The 19,555-nt window shown below is 59.4% G+C and carries 21 protein-coding genes; 12 read left to right on the forward strand and 9 right to left on the reverse strand.

Annotation, left to right across the window (positions count from 1 at the left end; genetic code table 11):
- The first annotated feature begins 65 nt into the window (after positions 1-65).
- The 4 genes from ACR0AY_RS04320 to ACR0AY_RS04335 all read left to right on the forward strand — a co-directional run bounded on the left by ACR0AY_RS04320 (position 66) and on the right by ACR0AY_RS04335 (position 3,425).
- Positions 66-527, forward strand: a complete 462-nt coding sequence (locus ACR0AY_RS04320; RefSeq protein ID WP_170512955.1) for a peroxiredoxin — start codon at positions 66-68, stop codon at positions 525-527.
- An 85-nt stretch (positions 528-612) separates the two neighbouring features.
- The gene (locus tag ACR0AY_RS04325) at positions 613-1,431 is read left to right on the forward strand and encodes a ferritin-like domain-containing protein (protein WP_480453845.1); all 819 of its coding nucleotides are present in this window, start codon (positions 613-615) and stop codon (positions 1,429-1,431) included.
- A gap of 178 nt (positions 1,432-1,609) precedes the next feature.
- Positions 1,610-2,935 (forward strand): DUF5930 domain-containing protein, encoded by a 1,326-nt coding sequence (locus ACR0AY_RS04330; protein ID WP_170512951.1) that lies wholly within the window; start codon positions 1,610-1,612, stop codon positions 2,933-2,935.
- Positions 2,925-3,425 (forward strand): bactofilin family protein, encoded by a 501-nt coding sequence (locus tag ACR0AY_RS04335; RefSeq protein WP_170396528.1) that lies wholly within the window; start codon positions 2,925-2,927, stop codon positions 3,423-3,425. The genes ACR0AY_RS04330 and ACR0AY_RS04335 overlap by 11 nt, the downstream gene beginning before the upstream one ends.
- A 116-nt stretch (positions 3,426-3,541) precedes the next feature.
- On the opposite strand, the gene ACR0AY_RS04340 is transcribed toward ACR0AY_RS04335, so the two are convergent.
- The gene (locus tag ACR0AY_RS04340) at positions 3,542-4,141 is read right to left on the reverse strand and encodes a hypothetical protein (RefSeq protein WP_170512949.1); all 600 of its coding nucleotides are present in this window, start codon (positions 4,139-4,141) and stop codon (positions 3,542-3,544) included.
- A 235-nt stretch (positions 4,142-4,376) separates the two neighbouring features.
- Between ACR0AY_RS04340 and aqpZ the strand changes: the two genes are divergently transcribed.
- Positions 4,377-5,066, forward strand: coding sequence for an aquaporin Z (gene aqpZ, locus ACR0AY_RS04345; RefSeq protein ID WP_170396526.1), 690 nt, complete (start codon positions 4,377-4,379; stop codon positions 5,064-5,066).
- A gap of 50 nt (positions 5,067-5,116) precedes the next feature.
- On the opposite strand, the gene ACR0AY_RS04350 is transcribed toward aqpZ, so the two are convergent.
- Positions 5,117-5,665 carry a peptidylprolyl isomerase gene (locus tag ACR0AY_RS04350; RefSeq protein WP_170512948.1) on the reverse strand — a complete coding sequence of 183 codons (549 nt, stop codon included), beginning with the start codon at positions 5,663-5,665 and terminating at the stop codon, positions 5,117-5,119.
- Positions 5,658-6,164 carry a peptidylprolyl isomerase gene (locus tag ACR0AY_RS04355; RefSeq protein WP_170472209.1) on the reverse strand — a complete coding sequence of 169 codons (507 nt, stop codon included), beginning with the start codon at positions 6,162-6,164 and terminating at the stop codon, positions 5,658-5,660. The genes ACR0AY_RS04350 and ACR0AY_RS04355 overlap by 8 nt, the downstream gene beginning before the upstream one ends.
- Positions 6,165-6,299: 135 nt before the next feature.
- Between ACR0AY_RS04355 and ACR0AY_RS04360 the strand changes: the two genes are divergently transcribed.
- From ACR0AY_RS04360 to ACR0AY_RS04385, 6 genes are all read left to right on the forward strand, one after another.
- Positions 6,300-7,490 carry a phosphoglycerate kinase gene (locus ACR0AY_RS04360; protein ID WP_170512945.1) on the forward strand — a complete coding sequence of 397 codons (1,191 nt, stop codon included), beginning with the start codon at positions 6,300-6,302 and terminating at the stop codon, positions 7,488-7,490.
- Between the two features lie 130 nt (positions 7,491-7,620).
- Complete coding sequence (locus ACR0AY_RS04365) at positions 7,621-7,920, forward strand: septum formation initiator family protein (protein ID WP_170396518.1); 300 nt, start codon at positions 7,621-7,623, stop codon at positions 7,918-7,920.
- Positions 7,921-8,092: 172 nt separating this feature from the next.
- Positions 8,093-9,082, forward strand: coding sequence for a pyruvate dehydrogenase (acetyl-transferring) E1 component subunit alpha (gene pdhA, locus ACR0AY_RS04370; RefSeq protein WP_170396516.1), 990 nt, complete (start codon positions 8,093-8,095; stop codon positions 9,080-9,082).
- A 15-nt stretch (positions 9,083-9,097) separates the two neighbouring features.
- The gene (locus ACR0AY_RS04375) at positions 9,098-10,471 is read left to right on the forward strand and encodes a pyruvate dehydrogenase complex E1 component subunit beta (protein ID WP_170512941.1); all 1,374 of its coding nucleotides are present in this window, start codon (positions 9,098-9,100) and stop codon (positions 10,469-10,471) included.
- Positions 10,471-10,731, forward strand: coding sequence for a hypothetical protein (locus tag ACR0AY_RS04380; RefSeq protein ID WP_170403080.1), 261 nt, complete (start codon positions 10,471-10,473; stop codon positions 10,729-10,731). The genes ACR0AY_RS04375 and ACR0AY_RS04380 overlap by 1 nt, the downstream gene beginning before the upstream one ends.
- A gap of 1 nt (position 10,732) precedes the next feature.
- Entirely contained in the window at positions 10,733-12,034 is a 1,302-nt protein-coding gene (locus tag ACR0AY_RS04385; protein ID WP_170396510.1) for a pyruvate dehydrogenase complex dihydrolipoamide acetyltransferase, read from the forward strand.
- Between the two features lie 71 nt (positions 12,035-12,105).
- Here ACR0AY_RS04385 and cysE read toward each other — a convergent pair whose 3' ends face one another.
- The gene (gene cysE / locus ACR0AY_RS04390; RefSeq protein WP_170396508.1) at positions 12,106-12,915 is read right to left on the reverse strand and encodes a serine O-acetyltransferase; all 810 of its coding nucleotides are present in this window, start codon (positions 12,913-12,915) and stop codon (positions 12,106-12,108) included.
- Between the two features lie 86 nt (positions 12,916-13,001).
- Here cysE and ACR0AY_RS04395 point away from each other — a divergent pair, with 86 nt between their 5' ends.
- On the forward strand, positions 13,002-13,340 hold the full coding sequence (locus ACR0AY_RS04395) for a TraR/DksA C4-type zinc finger protein (protein ID WP_170396506.1): 339 nt from the start codon (positions 13,002-13,004) through the stop codon (positions 13,338-13,340).
- On the opposite strand, the gene ACR0AY_RS04400 is transcribed toward ACR0AY_RS04395, so the two are convergent.
- The 5 genes from ACR0AY_RS04400 to ACR0AY_RS04420 are packed head-to-tail and all read right to left on the reverse strand — an operon-like array spanning position 13,321 to position 19,550.
- Positions 13,321-13,617, reverse strand: coding sequence for a DUF7742 family protein (locus tag ACR0AY_RS04400; RefSeq protein ID WP_170403088.1), 297 nt, complete (start codon positions 13,615-13,617; stop codon positions 13,321-13,323). The two genes, ACR0AY_RS04395 and ACR0AY_RS04400, sit on opposite strands and share 20 nt — an antisense overlap.
- 2 nt (positions 13,618-13,619) lie before the next feature.
- Entirely contained in the window at positions 13,620-17,594 is a 3,975-nt protein-coding gene (locus ACR0AY_RS04405) for a baseplate multidomain protein megatron (protein ID WP_170512939.1), read from the reverse strand.
- A complete protein-coding gene (locus ACR0AY_RS04410; protein ID WP_170513050.1) occupies positions 17,594-18,034 on the reverse strand; it encodes an NlpC/P60 family protein in 441 nt (146 codons plus the stop codon). The genes ACR0AY_RS04405 and ACR0AY_RS04410 overlap by 1 nt, the downstream gene beginning before the upstream one ends.
- Positions 18,034-18,918 (reverse strand): baseplate hub domain-containing protein, encoded by an 885-nt coding sequence (locus ACR0AY_RS04415; RefSeq protein WP_170512937.1) that lies wholly within the window; start codon positions 18,916-18,918, stop codon positions 18,034-18,036. The genes ACR0AY_RS04410 and ACR0AY_RS04415 overlap by 1 nt, the downstream gene beginning before the upstream one ends.
- Positions 18,918-19,550: a DUF2460 domain-containing protein gene (locus ACR0AY_RS04420; protein ID WP_170512935.1), complete on the reverse strand. Its 633-nt coding sequence runs from the start codon at positions 19,548-19,550 to the stop codon at positions 18,918-18,920. The genes ACR0AY_RS04415 and ACR0AY_RS04420 overlap by 1 nt, the downstream gene beginning before the upstream one ends.
- Positions 19,551-19,555 lie beyond the last annotated feature (5 nt).

Consider the following 19,555-nt stretch of genomic DNA (forward strand, 5'->3'; position numbering starts at 1 on the left):
TTTCAACCTGTCAACGGAGCCCTATGATATGCGGCAACCGTTAATTTCTCAGCCGGAGTTTGAATATGCCCGAAGTCTCAGACATCGCACCCGACTTTACACTGCCTCGCGACGGCGGCGGCGAGGTGACCCTGTCGGAACAGCGTGGCCGCGCGGTCGTTCTGTTTTTCTATCCCCGCGATGATACGCCGGGCTGCACCAAGGAATCCATCGGTTTCTCGGAACAACTACAAGCCTTTGCGGATGCGGGTGCTAACGTTTTCGGCATCTCGCGCGATACCGTGGCAAAGCATGACAAATTTGTCGCCAAGCACGGCCTTACGACGCCGCTTTTGTCCGATGAGGGTCAGAGCGTGTGCGAAGATTATGGCGTCTGGATCGAAAAGAACATGTACGGACGCAAATCCATGGGGATCGAACGCTCGACCTTTCTGATTGATGCGGATGGAAAAATCGCCCGCGTCTGGCGCAAGGTGAAAGTGCCGGGTCATGTGGACGAAGTGTTGGAGGCCGCACGCGCGCTCTAGCCCTCTCGACCCGCGCGGGCATCAAGGGTATGACCCGCGCGGAGTGCAGCGTAAGGGGGCAAGCGTGTCAAAAACACTGACCGAAATGGCGACCGAGATTCTGACCACATCGGTCGGGCGCGAGAAGACTGCTCTGTCCAAACGCTATGCCGCCGAATGGTTTGCCGCCCGAAAAGGCGAAGCACCCGAGATCGCAGTGGGCACTGCCGAGCCTCCGCTTTACCCTGCGCGTCCCGATAAACCCGAGCTGTTATCGCCCCGCGATGTACCCCGCCGCAGGCCGGGGTCAGAAGCAGGTCGTATCGCGCTGTTGCACGCCGTTGCCCATATCGAATTGAACGCGGTGGACCTGCACTGGGACATCATCGCCCGGTTCGGGGATGTGCCCATGCCCATCGGGTTCTACGATGATTGGGTGAAATGCGCCGAAGAAGAATCACGCCATTTTGAGATGGTCTGCGACTGCCTCGAACAGATAGGCAGCCATTATGGTGCCCTGCCCGCCCATGCAGGCATGTGGCGCGCCGCCAAGGACACTGCCGAGGATCTTATGGGTCGTCTTGCCGTCGTCCCAATGGTGCTTGAGGCACGTGGGCTGGACGTGACCCCCGGAATGATCGACATTTTCCGCAAGGCCAAGGCTGACGACGCAGTCGCTGCACTGGAAGTGATTTATGCCGAGGAAGTTGGTCACGTCGCCTATGGCTCGAAATGGTTCCACTTCTTGTGCGGGCGCGAGAATGCCGACCCCAAGGATGTATTCCACGCCCTCGTCCGCCGCTACTTCCACGGCGCGCTGAAACCACCATTTAACGAAGAGAAACGGGCCGAGGCCGGACTGCCGCCAGATTTCTATTGGCCCCTGACCGAAGACCTGCCACCACCCGGAGTTGTGTCGAACTGACAGCAAATGCTCGCTATCGGCAAGTTCTCGCCGATCACGTGCGGTAATTCTCCGTTCATAGCTCTTGATTGGTTAACAAACTTGCCCGAATGCCTCGACCGCTTTATGCAATCGCGTCAAGGAGCGGCTACTCACTCACGACCGGCTCCGAGATATGGGGACAATTGAGGTAGGACGCGTGCGGACACGTCTGGCAATTAAACTACACTCACTGCTCGAGCGGCACTTTCCAGAGCGCCGTGTTTTTCTGAAATCTGACAACGACACGCGGTTCATCCGACTGAGTTCTGAAACTCAGATCGCTGCAGTCGCCGGTGTGTCGGTGATGGTCGCCTGGACCGCGATTGCCACGTCAGTTCTGTTGATGGACAGCATCGGATCGGGCAATTTCCGGGAACAGGCCAAGCGCGATCAGGCTACGTATCAAGAACGTCTGAACATCCTGTCGGAAGAGCGCGATGCGCGTGCGGCGGAAGCTCTGGCTGCACATGACAGGTTCAACGCGGCGTTGGAACAGATTTCGGTCATGCAGTCCGAATTGCTGGAATCCGAGAACCGCCGGCGCGAGCTGGAAACCGGCATCGAGGTGATCCAAACCACGCTGCGTGCCACTATGAAGCAACGCGAAGACGCGCGGACCAAACTGGCCGAACTGCAACCCAGCACTGATGCGGACGCGGCTTATGCGATGGCATCGGCAAACCCGGAACAGATGGCGTTCATGACCGATGCCCTGGCCCGGACCGCGGCGCAGCGCGACCAGATCGCTGCCGATGCGCAAGGCGCGTTGGACCAGCGTGACGAGCTCGAGCTTGAAATCCGCCTGATGCAGGAGCGCAGCGACGAGATTTTCCGCCAGTTGGAAGAGGCGATGCTGATCTCGGTCGAACCTCTCGACAAGATGTTCCGCAGCGCGGGCATGCCAACAGATCGTATCCTCGACGAAGTTCGGCGCGGATATAGCGGTATGGGCGGTCCGCTGACCCCTTTATCCTTCAGCACCCGCGGTGAGGAACTGAGCCCCGACCAGATCCGCGCCAATATCCTGCTGGAACAGATGGACCAGCTGAACCTCTATCGCATCGCTGCAGAAAAGGCCCCCTTCGCCAGCCCGGTGCGCGCCGCTGTCCGTTATACCAGTGGCTACGGAACCCGCCGCGACCCCAAAACCGGCGGCCGGCGCATGCATAACGGGTCGGATTTCGCCGGTCCTCGCGGGACCGATATCTTTGCGACCGCCGATGGCGTTGTCACCCATGCGGGCTGGCAATCCGGTTTCGGAAAGCTGGTGAAAATCAAACACGCCTTCGGGATTGAGACACTTTACGCTCATAACAGCAATCTTCGCGTTAAGGTTGGCCAAAGGGTCTCGCGCGGGGACCATATTGCTGATATGGGTACCACCGGACGATCGACCGGCACGCATCTGCACTATGAGGTGCGCGTGAACGGAAAACCCATGAACCCAATGACTTACATCAAGGCTGCGAGAAATGTTTTCTAAGAGCAAAATCAACGAACCCGGGTCGAAAGAGACTGAGGCAGCAAAACCGGCCGCTCCGGCCACTCCGGCAACACCTGCACCGGCTGAAACAAAGGCCAGCACCCCTCCCAAGCCCAAGCCACCGGCATCGGTGCTGTCCTCGGATCTGCACATCACCGGTAACATCAAGACCTCGGGCGATATCCAGGTTGAGGGCACTGTCGAAGGCGACATCCGTGCCCACCTGCTGACCATTGGCGAGACGGCCACCATTAAGGGCGAAGTCACCGCAGATGACGTTGTTGTCAACGGCCGTATCGTGGGCCGCGTGCGTGGGCTGAAGGTACGTCTGACCTCGACCGCGCGGGTCGAAGGCGACATCATCCACAAGACCATCGCCATCGAAAGCGGTGCGCATTTCGAAGGGTCTGTCCAGCGTCAGGACGACCCGCTGAACCCGGGCCGCAGCGGCAAATCCGGCGCCAACCCGGCGGCGGAAGTTAAGCAGTAGGCCTCTGTCGAGAAGACAAATTGACAGCGCCGCAGGATCACCTGCGGCGTTTTCTGTTTTGAGGTTGTACATATAAGTCTGGTAGTGCCTCCAATGCGGACAAAGCAGACCTTAACCTACTCCCGTTCAACGCATTCCGCGGGCGCGTTTGATGCCCACGCAAACAAAGTAATCGTGTAGCCTTGGTCAGGATCAACATAACTCATAGGGGATTGAGTTATTTCAACAGCAATGACTCGAGCTGTATCATCAATTGTTATTGCCCGAGAGAACAGCACTTCGGTTGCTGAGTCGTCAGCTTTTAGAACGCCGACGCAACTTGGGCTCGGGGACAACTGAATACTACTACGGTTTTCTTCAATCCATAGGTTAAATGCAGCGCCAACTGAATATGGGTCTTCTAACCACTTCGGCTGATACTTCGATAGGTTAACCCCTTCAAAGTCTGAGATGTCGCTACGATACATCTCAAAAAGGCTGCAAAAAGTAAATTCACCTCTTTCTTTCATCTCGACTTTAGAGCGGGAAGCATTCGCACCGCCGGAGATGGATTTCCCAAAGTAAGGACTTGCACCCGACAAGGCTAATGATCCGCAAGTAGGAAGGAACTCGTCGGAAAAGGGGTCGTGTTCCCATTTGTTTTCGCCAATTACCGCTGTGCCTGAAAAAGCTATCAGAGCGGTAAACAAGCTAAACGCTGCGGTGCGAGATAGCATTAAACATGCTCCTAGGTTCTAACCAACACCTGACCTACTCGATATGACCCGCCACTTAAAGGTCGGTTTGGGCTCGGACCAGACGTTCTCAATCATCGGGACACGAGACTAAGCCTACTCCAAAGCGACAACTTCATTCAGACGCGCGTTGGCCAAAAATTCCCCTCAATCCACAGTTTCACAAAAAGCGTTTTTTGAATTAACCTTAAAGTCATTGATTTCTGGAGGGCTTTTCATGTCATCAAAACTCATGGCCGAATTCTTCGGTACATTCTGGCTGGTACTGGGTGGCTGCGGCAGCGCGGTGCTGGCTGCAGGTGTGGCCGATGTGGGTATCGGCTGGCTGGGCGTTTCGTTCGCTTTCGGCCTGACGGTGCTGACCATGGCCTACGCGGTCGGTCATATCTCAGGCGGGCATTTCAACCCGGCGGTTAGCCTTGGGCTTATGATCGGCGGGCGGTTCGATGCCAAGGATCTGATCCCCTACTGGATCGCGCAGGTGATCGGAGCGATCGCCGCAGCAGCCGTGCTGTACCTGATCGTCAGTGGCGCGCCCGGATTCGAAGGTGTCGGAGGATTTGCTTCGAACGGGTATGGCGAGGCATCACCCGAAGGCTATTCGATGATGTCGGCCTTGGTGATCGAAATCGTCATGACGGCGTTCTTCATCGTGATCATTCTCGGTGCGACCTCCAGCGGCGCGCCTGCCGGGTTCGCCCCGATCGCGATTGGATTGGGGCTGACGCTGATCCACCTGATCTCGATTCCGGTGACCAACACCTCGGTGAACCCTGCCCGGTCAACCGGCGTGGCGTTGTTTGCCGATGGTCCGGCACTGGCGCAGCTGTGGCTGTTCTGGGTGGCACCTTTGATCGGCGGTGCGATTGGCGCACTGATCTGGCGGGCGATGTCGGACGACGATTGACCCGGTCGCACCAAGACCCCCGGCCCGCAGAAGCGCGCCGGGGTTTTCTTTTATTCGGTCACAGTGACCTTTTTCATCGCATCCGGTTGTCCGATCACTGCGCCATTAGGGCCATCGCCCCGCTTGATCGCATCGACCACGTCCATCCCTTCTGTCACCTGACCGACAACCGTGTACTGACCATTCAGGAACGGGCCGGGCTCGAACATAATGAAGAATTGCGAGTTCGCGCTGTCTGGGTCCTGCGCCCGCGCCATACCCACGACGCCCCGGTCATAATTGAAATCCGAGAATTCAGCAGGCAGATCAGGGCGATCCGATCCACCCGTACCCGCACGACGCATGTCGCCACCGACACGGCCAAACTCAACATCGCCGGTCTGCGCCATGAAGCCGTCGATCACACGGTGAAACACCACCCCATCATACTGGCCTGCAGCGGCCAGCGCCGTGATTTGCTCAACATGCTTGGGTGCAAGGTCTTCGAACAGGTCGACGGTGACGGTGCCATTCGCCCCCTCACCCTCGATCTCAATCTCAAGACCTGTTGCCAGCGCGGGGCTGGCCAACAGGGCAAATGCAGCGGCCAGCTTATGCATCGGCAGCCACCTTGACGCTGATCATCCGGTCGGGGCTCGCGGGCGGCTCACCACGAACGATCGCATCCACATGCTCCATCCCTTCGATCACACGGCCATACACCGTGTACTGACCGTTCAGGAAATGGTTGTCCTTAAAGTTGATGAAGAACTGCGAGTTGGCCGAATCCGGGTTGGCCGAGCGTGCCGCACCCAAAGTTCCGCGATCATGGGGCAGTTTCGAAAACTCTGCCGGAACGTTCGGCAGCGACGATCCACCGGTGCCCGCCATACGAATGTTGAACCCGTCTTCCATGTCGCCATGCTGCACATCGCCGGTTTGCGCCATGAACCCGTCGATCACACGGTGGAAGGCGACGTTGTCATATTCACCACCACGCGCCAGCTCTTTCATGCGGGCCGAGTGCTGAGGGGCCACATCAGGCAGCAATTCGATGACGACATTGCCGTCTTTCAGCTCAATGATGATCGTGTTTTCGGGGTCTTTGATCTCGGCCATCTGGCCCTCCTGTCTTTGAAACTTGCGCAAATACCTATGACGCGGGCGCGCGAATGCCAAGTGACGCATTGACCTGAACGCAAAATGCAGGAAAAGAACCGCTGAAACTGGATGCAATGGGCAAGGATGAGCGCGATGGGCTGGAAATCTCTGGACGATATGGATCTTGGCGGTAAGCGGGTTCTGGTGCGCGTGGATATCAACGTACCGGTCGCGGATGGCGTGGTGACCGACGACACCCGCATTCAACGGATCGTGCCAACCGTGCGCGATATCCTCGCCGCAGGCGGTAAACCCATCCTGCTGGCCCATTTCGGACGCCCCGGTGGTCAGCATGTACCCGAGCTGTCATTGAAGCAGCTTGTGCCAGCACTTGAATCCGCTTTTGGGGCTCCCGTGCGCTTTGCCGATGATTGCGTGGGCTATGAGGCTGAAACCGCCGCCTCCGCCCTGACGGAAGGTGAGGTTCTGCTGCTGGAAAACACCCGCTTCCATGCCGAGGAGACCAAGAACAGCGTCCCACTTGCCCAAGGCATGGCAAAGCTGGGCGACATCTATTGCAACGATGCCTTCTCGGCCGCGCACCGCGCCCACAGCTCGACCGAGGCGCTGGCCCGTCTGCTGCCCGCCTGTGCCGGACGCCTGATGCAGCAGGAACTGAGCGCACTTGAGGCCGCCCTGGGCGCGCCCAAGCGGCCTGTCACAGCGGTTGTCGGGGGCGCCAAAGTGTCGACCAAGCTGGACCTGCTGGGCAACCTGATCGAGAAGGTTGACTATCTGGTCATCGGTGGCGGCATGGCGAATACATTCCTACTGGCCCAGGGGATCGATGTCGGCAAATCACTGGCCGAGCACGCCATGACCGATACCGCCGCCGAAATCCTCGGCAAGGCCGAAGCCGCTGGCTGCACGATTGTCTTGCCGCGCGACATCGTCGTGGCCGAAGTGTTCGAGGCCAACGCGCCGCATCAGGTTCTGCCCGCTGATCAGTGCCCTTCGGACGCGATGATCCTGGACGCCGGTCCCGAAAGCGTCGCAGCCGTGTCCGAAGTGCTGGAAAAAAGCCAGACCCTGATTTGGAACGGCCCACTGGGGGCGTTTGAGCTGACCCCGTTCGATGCCGCAACCAATGCGGCGGCGCTGAAGGCGGCTGCACTAACCCGCGATGGCAAGCTGACCTCGGTCGCGGGCGGGGGTGACACGGTCGCCGCGCTGAACGCCTCGGGCGCGGCAACGGATTTCTCATATATCTCTACTGCTGGTGGTGCCTTCCTTGAATGGATGGAAGGCAAGACCTTGCCGGGTGTGGCTGCGCTGGAACTATAAGCGCTCAAACCTCAGGTCTCAGCTTTTTCTACTCAGGGGATTCACAACCCGAATCACCTGTGACATAGTGCGTCGAGACATCCAAAAAGGGTGCGTTTCTGAGGCAGTATTTCACACGGCGGTTAACACAGTGTCCCGTTCCAATCGGCCCGGTTTAGGGGCTTTCATTTTCTTCTCAATCGCCTTCATGCTGGGGGTGTATTTCACCTTTGCCGCCGTTCAAGGGGATTACGGTCTGTTTCGCCGGGTCGAGATTGCCGCCGAGCGCGATGTTTTGTCTCGCGATCTGGCGCAGCTGAACGCCGAAATCGAACAAATGGAAAACCTGACCCGCCGACTGTCAGACACCTATCTGGATCTCGATCTGCTGGATCAACAGGCCCGCTCAGTGCTCGGCATGATCCGCGCGGATGAGATCGTTATCCGCTGACGAAATTTTTGACTAAGGATCTCTGTACCTTAACGCCCGGAAGATAAGCTGTGGCAGGCCGCAACTCGCGTATCTTGCCCTCGCGTAACATTAGTACTCGCCAGAACGTGTGAAATGCTCTATGAGATAGTTTAACGCTAAACTATCTTGCCGAAAGGGGGAGATCGCCACTATGGCTGCGCGAAAAACCACAAAGAAACCAAATGTTTCTGCGGAAGAACTGACCACATATTACCGCGAGATGCTGCTGATCCGCCGATTCGAGGAAAAGGCAGGTCAACTCTACGGCATGGGTCTGATCGGGGGTTTCTGCCACCTCTACATCGGTCAGGAAGCGGTTGTTGTCGGCCTTGAGGCCGCGGCCAAGGAAGGCGACAAGCGCATCACGTCCTATCGCGATCACGGCCACATGCTGGCCTGTGGAATGGACCCGGGCGGCGTAATGGCCGAATTGACCGGTCGCGAAGGCGGGTTGTCCAAAGGCAAAGGCGGCTCGATGCACATGTTCTCGAAAGAGAAGAATTTCTATGGCGGCCACGGCATTGTCGGCGCACAGGTTCCGCTGGGTGCGGGTTTGGCCTTTGCTGACAAGTACAAAGAGAACGGCGGCGTCACCTTCACCTATTTCGGTGACGGCGCGGCCAACCAGGGTCAGGTCTACGAGACCTTCAATATGGCTGCTCTTTGGGAACTGCCGGTGGTATTCGTGATCGAGAACAACCAGTATGCCATGGGCACCGCGCAAGCACGCTCGACCTCTTCGGCCGACATCTACCACCGCGGTCAAGCCTTCGGAATACCGGGTGAAATGGTGAACGGCATGGATGTGCTGGCCGTCAAAGCCGCAGGTGAAAAAGCGGTCGCCCACTGCCGTGCGGGCAAAGGTCCCTACATCCTCGAGGTGAAAACCTACCGCTATCGCGGCCACTCGATGTCTGACCCGGCCAAGTACCGTACACGCGAAGAGGTTCAGAAGGTCCGCGAACAAAGCGATCCGATCGAACATGTACGCGAGCTGCTGCTAACCGGCAAACACGCGACCGAGGATGACCTGAAGGCGATCGACAAAGAGATCAAAGAGGTCGTCAATCAGGCCGCCGAATTCTCGAAAGAAAGCCCCGAGCCGTCGCTGGACGAGCTCTGGACTGATATCTACGCCTGAGAGGACGAATAAGACATGGCAACCGAAATTCTCATGCCCGCCCTTTCGCCCACGATGGAAGAGGGCACATTGGCCAAGTGGCTGGTCAAGGAAGGCGACACCGTATCCTCGGGCGACATCATGGCCGAGATCGAAACCGACAAGGCTACGATGGAGTTCGAAGCCGTCGATGAAGGCATCGTCGGTAAGATTCTGATCAGCGAGGGCACCGAAGGGGTCAAAGTAAACACCCCTATCGCGATCCTGGTCGAAGATGGTGAAGACGCCTCCGCCCTGCCCGTGGCTGCGCCCGCAGCCGCAGCGGAGGCCGAAGCCGCCCCTGCGGCGGTTGAGGCCTCCGCTCCTGCCGCAGCAGCCCCCGCTGCTCCGGTTGTGGACCTGTCGCCCGATTGGCCTGCCGACGCCGAGATGGCACAGCAAACCGTCCGCGAAGCCTTGCGCGACGCGATGGCCGAAGAAATGCGCGGCGACGAAGATGTCTATCTGATGGGCGAAGAAGTCGCTGAATATCAGGGCGCCTATAAAATCTCTCAAGGCCTGCTCGATGAATTCGGTGCCAAACGTGTCATCGACACCCCGATCACTGAACACGGCTTCACCGGCATCGCCGTCGGCTCGGCCTTTGGCGGGCTGAAACCGATTGTCGAGTTCATGACCTTCAACTTCGCCATGCAGGCGATTGATCAGATCATCAACTCTGCCGCCAAAACGCTTTATATGTCTGGCGGTCAGATGGGCTGTCCGATTGTATTCCGTGGCCCTAACGGTGCCGCTGCCCGCGTGGCCGCGCAACACTCGCAGGACTACGCCGCATGGTACATGCAGGTGCCAGGTCTCAAAGTGGTGATGCCCTATTCCGCAGCCGATGCCAAAGGTTTGCTGAAATCGGCCATCCGCGACCCGAACCCCGTGGTCTTCCTGGAAAACGAAATCCTCTACGGCCGGTCCTTCGACGTGCCGCAAGTGGATGACCTGACCATCCCGCTGGGCAAGGCCCGCATCTGGCGCGAAGGCTCGGATGTGACCATCGTCAGCTTCGGCATCGGCATGCAATATGCGCTGGAAGCCGCCGACAAGCTGGCCGAAGACGGCATCAGCGCCGAGGTGATCGACCTGCGCACTATCCGCCCGATGGACACCGGCGCGATCATCAACTCGGTGATGAAAACCAACCGTCTTGTGACCGTCGAAGAAGGCTGGCCGCAAGGTTCCGTTGGTAGCTACATCAGCTCGGTGGTCATGCAGGAAGCGTTCGATTATCTCGACGCCCCGGTCATCACCCTCACCGGCAAAGATGTTCCGATGCCATATGCGGCGAACCTCGAAAAGCTGGCGCTGATCACCACCGATGAGGTGATCGCTGCGGTGAAACAGGTGACCTACCGGTAATGGAGATCAGGGGCCGCGATCCAGCAACCGAATGCTACCGTGTCGAGATTGACATCGACAACCGCATCGTGCGGGCGCTTGTACCCGAGCGACTGGCGGCGGATATGCGGTTGATCGGCGCGCGCCCCTCACACCAGACCGCCTATGTCTGGATGGCGGAGAACAAAGACAAAATCGAGGCTGCGATTGCGACACTCGCACGCGGCACCGGGCGCCCCAAGGCGCCCTTTGACCAAATTACTCTGATTGAGGAGCGCTGAAATGCCCACCGAAATCCTGATGCCTGCCCTGTCCCCGACGATGGAGGAAGGCACACTTGCAAAATGGCTCGTCAAGGAAGGCGACACCGTCTCCTCGGGCGATCTGCTGGCCGAAATTGAAACCGACAAGGCAACAATGGAGTTCGAGGCCGTTGACGAAGGCACCGTCGGCAAGATCCTTATTCCTGAGGGAACCGAAGGCGTTAAAGTCAACACCGCCATCGCAGTCCTGCTGGAAGATGGGGAAAGCGCTGATGATATCGGTGCAACGCCAACCGCTGCTCCCGCGGCTGCGCCAGCTGCCGCAGCGGGCAACGAGGCTGCCGCACCGGCGGCACCCGAGGCGCCCGCCCCTGCCCCAGCGGCACCGGCCAAAGCGGATGGCGGTCGTATTTTTGCCTCCCCCCTTGCTCGTCGGATTGCCGCGCAAAAGGGTCTAGATCTGGCTCAAATCTCAGGTTCTGGCCCTCATGGCCGTATCGTCAAAGCCGATGTGGAAAGCGCCACAGCCGCACCTGCAGCGGCACCTGCGCCTGCTGCTGCAGCCGCCCCAACCGCCGCCGCTCCCGCAGGTCCATCGGCGGACGCCGTGGCCAAGATGTACGAAGGCCGCGAATACGAAGAGATCAAACTCGATGGCATGCGCAAGACCATCGCCGCGCGTCTGTCTGAGGCCAAACAGACCATCCCGCATTTCTACCTGCGTCGCGACATTAAGCTGGATGCGCTACTCAAGTTCCGCAGCCAGTTGAACAAGCAGCTCGAAGGCCGGGGTGTGAAGCTCAGCGTCAACGACTTCATCATCAAGGCCGTCGCCAACGCGCTGCAACAGGTGCCCGAGTGCAATGCCGTCTGGGCGGGTGACCGGGTTCTGCAACTGAAACCTTCGGATGTAGCTGTTGCCGTCGCCATCGAGGGCGGTCTGTTCACTCCGGTCCTGCAAGATGCCGACACCAAATCGCTGTCGGCGCTGTCGACCGAGATGAAAGACCTCGCCGGACGCGCCCGCGAGCGCAAGCTGGCCCCGCACGAGTACCAAGGCGGTACTTTCGCAGTCTCGAACCTCGGCATGTTCGGCATCGACAATTTCGATGCCATCGTGAACCCGCCGCATGCAGGTATCCTCGCAGTTGGTACCGGCCTCAAGAAACCCATCGTGGGCGATGACGGAGAACTGACGGTCGCAACCGTCATGTCCGTCACCATGTCGGTCGATCACCGGGTCATCGACGGCGCGCTTGGCGCTCAGCTGCTGCAAGCCATCGTCGACAACCTGGAAAATCCGATGGTCATGTTGGCCTAAGCCCAGAAGATCATGCACAAAAAAGGCCGCCTCGAACCCCGAGGCGGCCTTTTTCGTCTATTCACTCCGAATTACTGGTCTTTCCCCAGCATATGATCCATCGAGATTGACGGCTGATCGCACCCGGCCTCGCCCACGATCTTGGCGGGAATGCCAGCGACCGTCGTGCACGGTGGCACTTCCTGCAGCACCACTGATCCAGCGGCGATACGGCTGCAATGGCCAACCTCGATATTGCCCAGAACCTTAGCACCCGCGCCGATCAGAACGCCGTCACCAATGGTTGGATGGCGCTGTTCTTCTTCCTTACCGGTTCCGCCCAGCGTCACCGAATGCAGCATCGAAACATTGTCCCCAACCACAGCGGTTTCACCGATCACGATAGAATGGGCATGGTCGATCATGATGCCTTTACCGATGCGGGCAGCTGGATGGATATCAATGCCGAATATCTCGGAAGATCGCATCTGGAAGAAATACGCCAGATCATGGCGCCCCTTGTTCCAAAGCCAGTGGGCCACGCGATAAGCCTGCATCGCCTGATACCCTTTGAAATAAAGGATCGGTTGCAGCAGGCGGTGGCAGGCCGGATCGCGTTCATAAACAGCCATCAGGTCCGCGCGCGCGGCTTCAATCAACGCTTTGTCGTCAGCATAGGCCTCATCCACGATCTCACGCAGTACCATCATCGACATCTCATTCGAGCATAGCTTGGCCGAGATGCGATAGGACAATGCCCTCTCAAGACTGCGGTGATGCAAGATACAGGCGTGCACCAACCCACCCATCAGCGGCTCTTTCTCGACGGCTGCATGGGCTTCCGAGGTGATGCGGTCCCAAACCGGGTCCACAGGTGTCACTTGGCTGCGCGTTTCGAACATGGCTTTTCATCCTTTGCTGCGCTTAGAATAGCCATCTAGTCGTAAAATTACCAAACGCAAACCCTTGATATGCACTACAACAAAAAATGAACTCAGCCGATCTGGACCATTTTCGGAAGCTTATTCACCAGCGCCTTCGCGATCTGGCCGCGCAATCCGCCGCCGGTCAGGATGCGCAATCAGTTGTGGAGCTGGATCAACAGGCAGTGGGTCGGCTCAGCCGGATGGATGCGTTGCAAAATCAAGCAATGGCCAAGGCGCAACAGGCCCGGCGCGACACCGAAACGCATCGGCTTCGGGCCGCGCTGAACCGGATGGACGAAGACGAATTCGGCTATTGCGAAGATTGCGGCGAGGAAATAGCGCACGGAAGGCTAGAGCTGGACCTTGCCGCCTCAAAATGTGTCAGCTGCGCATCTGGCTGATTTGGAACCGGATCAGTTTGCGCAGAACCATCTCGAAACATTGGCAATATTGCAGATCGTCGAAATTTGGCTCGTCTGCCAAGGGCCGGCAGCGCGCGGCTGCCATCAACGAGCCATTTCCATAAACAGGATGCAACCGCCCTGTTCTGGCGACATGTCGATCCGCCAGTTCGGCCTCAGCAATCAGGAGGGTGCTTATCCTATCGCGGTCGGTTCGCGGCGCGGCCAGCAAAGCCCGCGCCGCCGCGCTGAGATCTCCGTGCAGGACTGGCCGCACGGCTAGCAGACCGAAAGGCGCGCAAACGCCCCGGGTCCGTAGGTAGCCGAAACCTGCGCGACTGCGATATCGTAGGGTCCGGCCAGCCCGTCATCGGCTTTCATCGCGGCAGAATACTGCCAAACCGGATCACTGGTGACAGTTTCGCGCAACAAAGCACCCTCAGTGAAGACGCGGATCAGATAGGATTCGCTTTCTTCGCCCAGAGGCACATCCAATGCGCTCCAGTCATCGCCGTCAATCCGGGTGCGGCGCACCCACGAGATCTTGTCCCCGGTAGCCGACGCAGAAGCCTGCAAATGCACTGGCGCATAAGGCCTCAGCCCATTGCCATCGAACGCTTCAACCAGATGCACATATGCCGGGTCCTCGTAGCCGCGCGTTGCAGGGCCGATACGGTAATGCTTGGCCACGCGGCGTTCGGTGCGCAGCAATCCGGTCTGATAAACACGTTCATCCAGTAGGACAAAGGTAGACGCTTCAGGCCATACATCCGGCATCAGGGCATCCGTACCCAGCTGACCACGCAAGCGGCCTGACAAATTGTAAACGCCAGTCTCCTGCAAGACCGCATCCGAGAACTGAAACACTTCCCAATTGCCCGGTGTTCCGTCACCGATGGCAGCCAGATTGGCACCACTCAGCAACGCCGAGCGGGGACGAGACTCCAACACGCCATCGATCAAGTTGACACGCAACGCGGCCCCTTCGTCCCAGATCCCAGCGCCTGCGCGTCGCAGGGGTGTTTCGGTGAAGCCAATCACCGCCTGCCCCGCGATCACTTGATGCAAGGTATAGTCCTCATCCTGTGCAGCCGAATAGACCGCCACGTTACCGGGCCAGGGCTCGGCCGATATCGCCAGATACGGCGCATGGGGCGCTTCGGATCCAGTGATCAGCGGCAGATCCATGAACACCGGCAGAACTGGCACCGGAGCAATGAATGGCTTGGCTGTCGCTACATCATCCAAAACATCGGACGGGGTATAAACTCCGGGTTCAATCCGCACCGCATCTGCCAATTGCATCTCGGCCTGTTCCAGCCGGTCGATCCGATATAGCGTTCCGTCCCCGCCATCCGGCAAACGCACCAGATCGCCGGCTCCGACATGCAGCAGCGAGGGCGGCAGAGCAAATCGCACAGTCTCGCGCGAGATGCGGGACTCGCTTAGCCAGCGCTCGACCGTCTGACGCCCTTCGGCGCGAGTCATCGACAATGGCATTTCGTTGACGGCGACCGAATGGGTTCTGTCATCAGGCAAGACGGCCTCTTCCGCGACAACATCATGGTCCGCATCCGATTGGACGAACCGCAGACGCACACGCCCAGTCATCTCGGCCTCAGCCTCGCGGCGTTGTTCCACTGGCCCGTCGATATCCGCGCTGATGGCGATCTGCTCGGGGTCAATGTCAACGGCCCGACGCCCGTCGCGGGTTCTGAACTTCAGCACCCCGTCCCGCTCGATCGCGTCGAACCCATAGCGCAGCATCAGCGGCTGCAAGGCCTGCCGAGCATTCATTACGTCCTCAACCGCGTAACCGCGTACCACGCCGTAGAGCTCGGACACATCAATCGCCGTCACCCCTGCCTCATGGCAGATTTCTGTCACGACCGAGGCCAGAGTCCGCGACCCGGATCGCCCGTTCAGCCAATGCCCACGTGCATAGTTATCGCCGTCCGACCACTGCGACCGCAGGTTCGGGAAAGTCGGGAACGGACGCGCATCCCAAGCCCAGACAAAGGCGTTCGACAGGTCCACCATCGGGCCGTCATAGATATCTGAAACCGGGTTGATCTCAGCATCATCCCAATAGCCAAGGACGGCCCGAAGGTACTGAACCATGATAAAATCATCCCGTACTCCGTTGGAATAGCGCGGCAAATTCGATTCAGACGACTTTGGGTCCAAGAATTTGTTCGGCTGGTTCGTGCCCTTGTCGATGGCCGCGCAGCCCAGTTCGGTGAACCAGATTGGCTTGGACCCCGGAACCCAACCCGTGGGTGTTTGCTGCCGCACGCCCCCGATCCGCTCATGATGTCGGTTCGCCCACCAGTTGCGCAGGTCCTTGTACCGCCAGACCCACGGCTCGCCATGATCGTCATCAGTGATCGGGCTTCGGATCTGCGCTTCAGCTTCCTCCGGTGAGGCATAGTACCAATCATACCCCTCGCCACCTTCGATATTGCCGCGCAGATAGTCCAGATCGTAGATCGACCCATTCGACACCTCAGCGTCCAGATGCGAGGCCCTGTCCCGCCAGTCGGACAGCGGCATATAGTTGTCGATGCCGACAAAATCTATGTTCTCATCGGCCCAAAGCGGGTCGAGGTGGAAATACCGGTCTCCGGTGCCGTCTTGCGGCTGATACCCGAAATACTCGGTCCAGTCTGCGGCATAGCCGATCTTAGTTTCCGGCCCCAATATCGCGCGCACTTCCGCGGCCAGAGACCGCAGCCCCGCAACTGCAGCGAAGCCAGACGCGCCGCGGATTTGCGTTAGCCCGCGCATCTCGGACCCGATGCAGAAGGACTCCACGCCGCCCGCCGCCTTGCAAAGGGCCGCATAGTGCAGAATGAACCGCCGTAATCCCCATTCGCTAGGGCCGCGATAGGTCACTTTGCTGCCGCTGGTCGAGAAATGTGACGCGCGCGCCGTACCAAAGAACGCCGCCACCTGCGCATCCGCATAGGCAGTTTGATCCGGCGAGCCTGGCCGCCCCGGAGCAACATCCAAAGTGATCCGCCCACGCCAAGGCAAATGTGGCTGATCCGGCGCATCGGACCACGGATCAGGCAGGCCGTTGCCCTCTGATTGCTCCATCAAAATAAACGGATAAAACATAACCCGTTTGCCCGAGTTCTTCAGGTGCCGGATCGCCTGCACTACGGCCGCATCAGCCGGTGTGCCGCCATAAACCGGACGCCCATCCTGCCATTTCACCTGCCCCGCCGCAGTTCGGGACAGACCTGAAACACTCCAGGGCATGTTTGCGCCCTCGATATTCTTGCGTTCAACCTTGGGGCGGATCTGGCATTCTCCGCAGCGCAAATCATCGCCGAACCACGACACGATCAACGAAGCCGCCTCGCAGCCCGGCAATTCCTGGCCGAGCGCCCGCGTCGAGGTCACCAGATCGGACTTGCCCGATGGTGAATTGACATTCGCCGCCCAACTGCGCCCCCGGCCCTTGGTGTAATTAACCTGAGATGAAGCCAGCGCGTATTCACCCGTACCCGGCATCAAGGCCACCCCCTTGATGATCCGAGACAGCGCGTCCTCGGCATCCGGCATCTCGTCTTGTTCCTGCCGCACCACCTCGAACGAGAATTGCGGCACGCGGTTGCCAAAGGGGCCCAGCGCCAGATCTTCGATCACCACATAAGCCGTGCCGCGATAGGCGGGCACCGTGCCTGCCCCTTCGACCGCTTCAATCAGCGGGTCGGGCAATTGCTCGTGATCGCCGCGATATATCCGCATGTTCAGCGTTCGGCGCTCGACCTCTTCACCATCGGCCCAGACACGCGTGATATCCGCAACCTGTCCCGCGCCCACCGCAATCGCCAGAGACACCGAATAGCTGTAGCTATGCGTGGTTGTCGTTGTCGTCACTTCAACGGGCTTGGGTTTCCCCTTGCCTCCACCGCCTGATGTTTGCGTCGTCGTCGAGGTCGATCGGGTTTCCAGAAAGTCCGAGGCCCAGATGACCTGTCCTCCAACTCGCATCCGGCCGTAGACCGTCGCGACGGTCGCACCCTCACCGGTTTCGGTGAGACGGAAACGATCCAGACGCCCGGTCTCGACCACCTCGCTGCCGCCGCCCATTACGGATTGGCTGGCCATCAACCGGTTGTCGATCACCCGCCCCAGCGTCGCTCCGACCGCGCGGCCAATCACCGCCGTGGACAGACCCGCAACCGAGCCCCCGATCGAACCACCTATTGCCGCACCTGCAGCAGACAGAACTATTGTGGCCATCAGAAATCCTCCAGCGGGAACTCGAAACAAGCGACCACGCGGCGACGCCAAGGCTCGCTCAGCGTGTTTTCAACAACCCCATGCCCGGTATAGGCGTGGATGAATCGCATCGGGTCTTGGGCGCTGACGATGCCCAGATGCTTTGCCACTGCCGCATCCCGCATCCGAAACAGCAATACATCCCCGGGGGCCAAATCATCGGCCGATTTCTCGACTAGATGGCGACGGGCTGCGGCCCACATGCGCTCCTCACCCTGTGGCTCGGACCAATCCATGCTGTAGACCGGCACCGCCTCAGGCTCATGCCCCATCACCGCCCGCCAAACGCCCCGCAGTAAGCCCAGACAATCGGCGCCTGCACCCCGAACAGAGGCCTGATGAACATAAGGTGTGCCCAGCCAGCCGCGCGCTTCGTCCACGATATCTTGTTTTGTCCGCATCATCGCCTGCTTCCCCCTTTGTGTTGACTACTGCGCTTGGGTACGGCCATGACCCAATCCTCGTGCGGCAGGTCAGGGAAGCCCTGAAAATTCAGCATGTTGTTGAACTTCAGTCGGCAAGTGGTCGTGCGCTTGTCACACCCGGCGATCAGCAGGACCCGGTCCCCAACCGCCAGTCCGCCGCCAATCGCCGACCACAGCGTGACATCGCGGCCATCTCTGACCTGTTCATCCAGCTTGATCGAGGCCCACAGGCCCTGCGCAGCCCCGTCCAGCACATCCAGCCTGCCGCGTTCAAACCAACCCGCATCAGAACTCTCCGCGCCCTGCAAACGCAAAGCCGCGCCGTCCAGCGCGACAATTTCAGCCTCAGCGCGATAACCCGGCGTCTCCAGGGCAAAGCGGCACGCCTTATCCCCCAACACTGCCGTACAGGGCTTCTGATAAATCCGCCCTAAAGGCCGGTTCAGCAGATCGGTCAACCCGCGCAATTCCGCATGAAACGCCCCGCCAGCACGACGCAACTCACCGATCGAACCACGAAACTGCAGCATCCGCTGCTCAGGATCGGCCCAATTGACCAGCCAGGCCCGCACCTCGGCCCCATCAAAGCGCCCCGCCTCGATATCCTCTTCCCGGACCGAGGCATCAGACAGCGCGCCCATCGCCTCGGTATTATCGATCGACAGGCCGGTTGCCTGCTCGATCGCCGCAGCGGTCAGACCGGTACTGGCTTTGAACACCAGCCCGTCAAAGCGCAACTCCATATCGTGATCCGTGAAACCATAGACCTGTGCGTCGCTGCGCGTGATCGCCCAGCAACGACAGGTGGTGGTCAGCCCGCTTTGCAAATGCGCCTGCAGCGCCTGTTTGTCCCCGCTCATCAGACCCGCACCTCGACCACCGGTACATTCGGGACGTCACCGGCCTGAAAGCTGGCCACGCTGGTCTGGATCTTGTCGGTGTCGAACCGTACCGGAACGTCGAACTCAAACCCGGCTGTAATCTCGACCTGCTCAGGCGGCGGGGCCGAGAACATCACGCGTCCGGTCGCCAGATCGACCTCAAAGTCCACGCCTTCGCGCAGCGCGTCCTGATCCAGCCCCAGTGTCACAGTGCCCAGTACCGGCTTCAGGATTGGCCGCACATAGCTGAACCCGCCCGAGCTGTAGGTCTTGATCAGCTGAAAATCGGTCGTCTCGCCATCTCCGCGCGCAATCACCTGATCGCCCTTGTCGACCTCAGCCGTTGCTGCGCCCGACTTGAAATCCGACCAGTCTTTCCAGCGGAACCCGAACATCTGGCCCAGCCGCGCCTCAAAAAACGAGATCAGCGTCTCGACATCGTCCAGCGACCGCATCCCCAGACCCGCATCATAGCGCCTGCGCGAATGCGCCCAGGGCGTGTTGCGTTCTTCGAACCCGTTGGCCAGCGTCACGATATCCGTGCGCCGTTCCGGCCCACCGACCGAGCCAAAGCTCAGGCTGGCGGGAAATCTCACCTCGTGGAAATTCATCGCCT

The sequence above is a fragment of the Ruegeria sp. A5 genome (genome assembly GCF_056543005.1).

Bases quoted from the DNA above. Each gene is read 5' to 3' on its own strand.
- ACR0AY_RS04320 (WP_170512955.1), top strand. From the start codon at position 66: ATGCCCGAAGTCTCAGACATCGCACCCGACTTTACACTGCCTCGCGAC.
- ACR0AY_RS04325 (WP_480453845.1), top strand. From the start codon at position 613: ATGGCGACCGAGATTCTGACCACATCGGTCGGGCGCGAGAAGACTGCT.
- ACR0AY_RS04335 (WP_170396528.1), top strand. From the start codon at position 2,925: ATGTTTTCTAAGAGCAAAATCAACGAACCCGGGTCGAAAGAGACTGAG.
- ACR0AY_RS04340 (WP_170512949.1), bottom strand. From the start codon at position 4,141: ATGCTATCTCGCACCGCAGCGTTTAGCTTGTTTACCGCTCTGATAGCT.
- aqpZ (WP_170396526.1), top strand. From the start codon at position 4,377: ATGTCATCAAAACTCATGGCCGAATTCTTCGGTACATTCTGGCTGGTA.
- ACR0AY_RS04350 (WP_170512948.1), bottom strand. From the start codon at position 5,665: ATGCATAAGCTGGCCGCTGCATTTGCCCTGTTGGCCAGCCCCGCGCTG.
- ACR0AY_RS04355 (WP_170472209.1), bottom strand. From the start codon at position 6,164: ATGGCCGAGATCAAAGACCCCGAAAACACGATCATCATTGAGCTGAAA.
- ACR0AY_RS04360 (WP_170512945.1), top strand. From the start codon at position 6,300: ATGGGCTGGAAATCTCTGGACGATATGGATCTTGGCGGTAAGCGGGTT.
- pdhA (WP_170396516.1), top strand. From the start codon at position 8,093: ATGGCTGCGCGAAAAACCACAAAGAAACCAAATGTTTCTGCGGAAGAA.
- ACR0AY_RS04375 (WP_170512941.1), top strand. From the start codon at position 9,098: ATGGCAACCGAAATTCTCATGCCCGCCCTTTCGCCCACGATGGAAGAG.
- ACR0AY_RS04380 (WP_170403080.1), top strand. From the start codon at position 10,471: ATGGAGATCAGGGGCCGCGATCCAGCAACCGAATGCTACCGTGTCGAG.
- ACR0AY_RS04385 (WP_170396510.1), top strand. From the start codon at position 10,733: ATGCCCACCGAAATCCTGATGCCTGCCCTGTCCCCGACGATGGAGGAA.
- cysE (WP_170396508.1), bottom strand. From the start codon at position 12,915: ATGTTCGAAACGCGCAGCCAAGTGACACCTGTGGACCCGGTTTGGGAC.
- ACR0AY_RS04395 (WP_170396506.1), top strand. From the start codon at position 13,002: ATGAACTCAGCCGATCTGGACCATTTTCGGAAGCTTATTCACCAGCGC.
- ACR0AY_RS04405 (WP_170512939.1), bottom strand. From the start codon at position 17,594: ATGGCCACAATAGTTCTGTCTGCTGCAGGTGCGGCAATAGGTGGTTCG.
- ACR0AY_RS04410 (WP_170513050.1), bottom strand. From the start codon at position 18,034: ATGCGGACAAAACAAGATATCGTGGACGAAGCGCGCGGCTGGCTGGGC.
- ACR0AY_RS04415 (WP_170512937.1), bottom strand. From the start codon at position 18,918: ATGAGCGGGGACAAACAGGCGCTGCAGGCGCATTTGCAAAGCGGGCTG.
- ACR0AY_RS04420 (WP_170512935.1), bottom strand. From the start codon at position 19,550: ATGAATTTCCACGAGGTGAGATTTCCCGCCAGCCTGAGCTTTGGCTCG.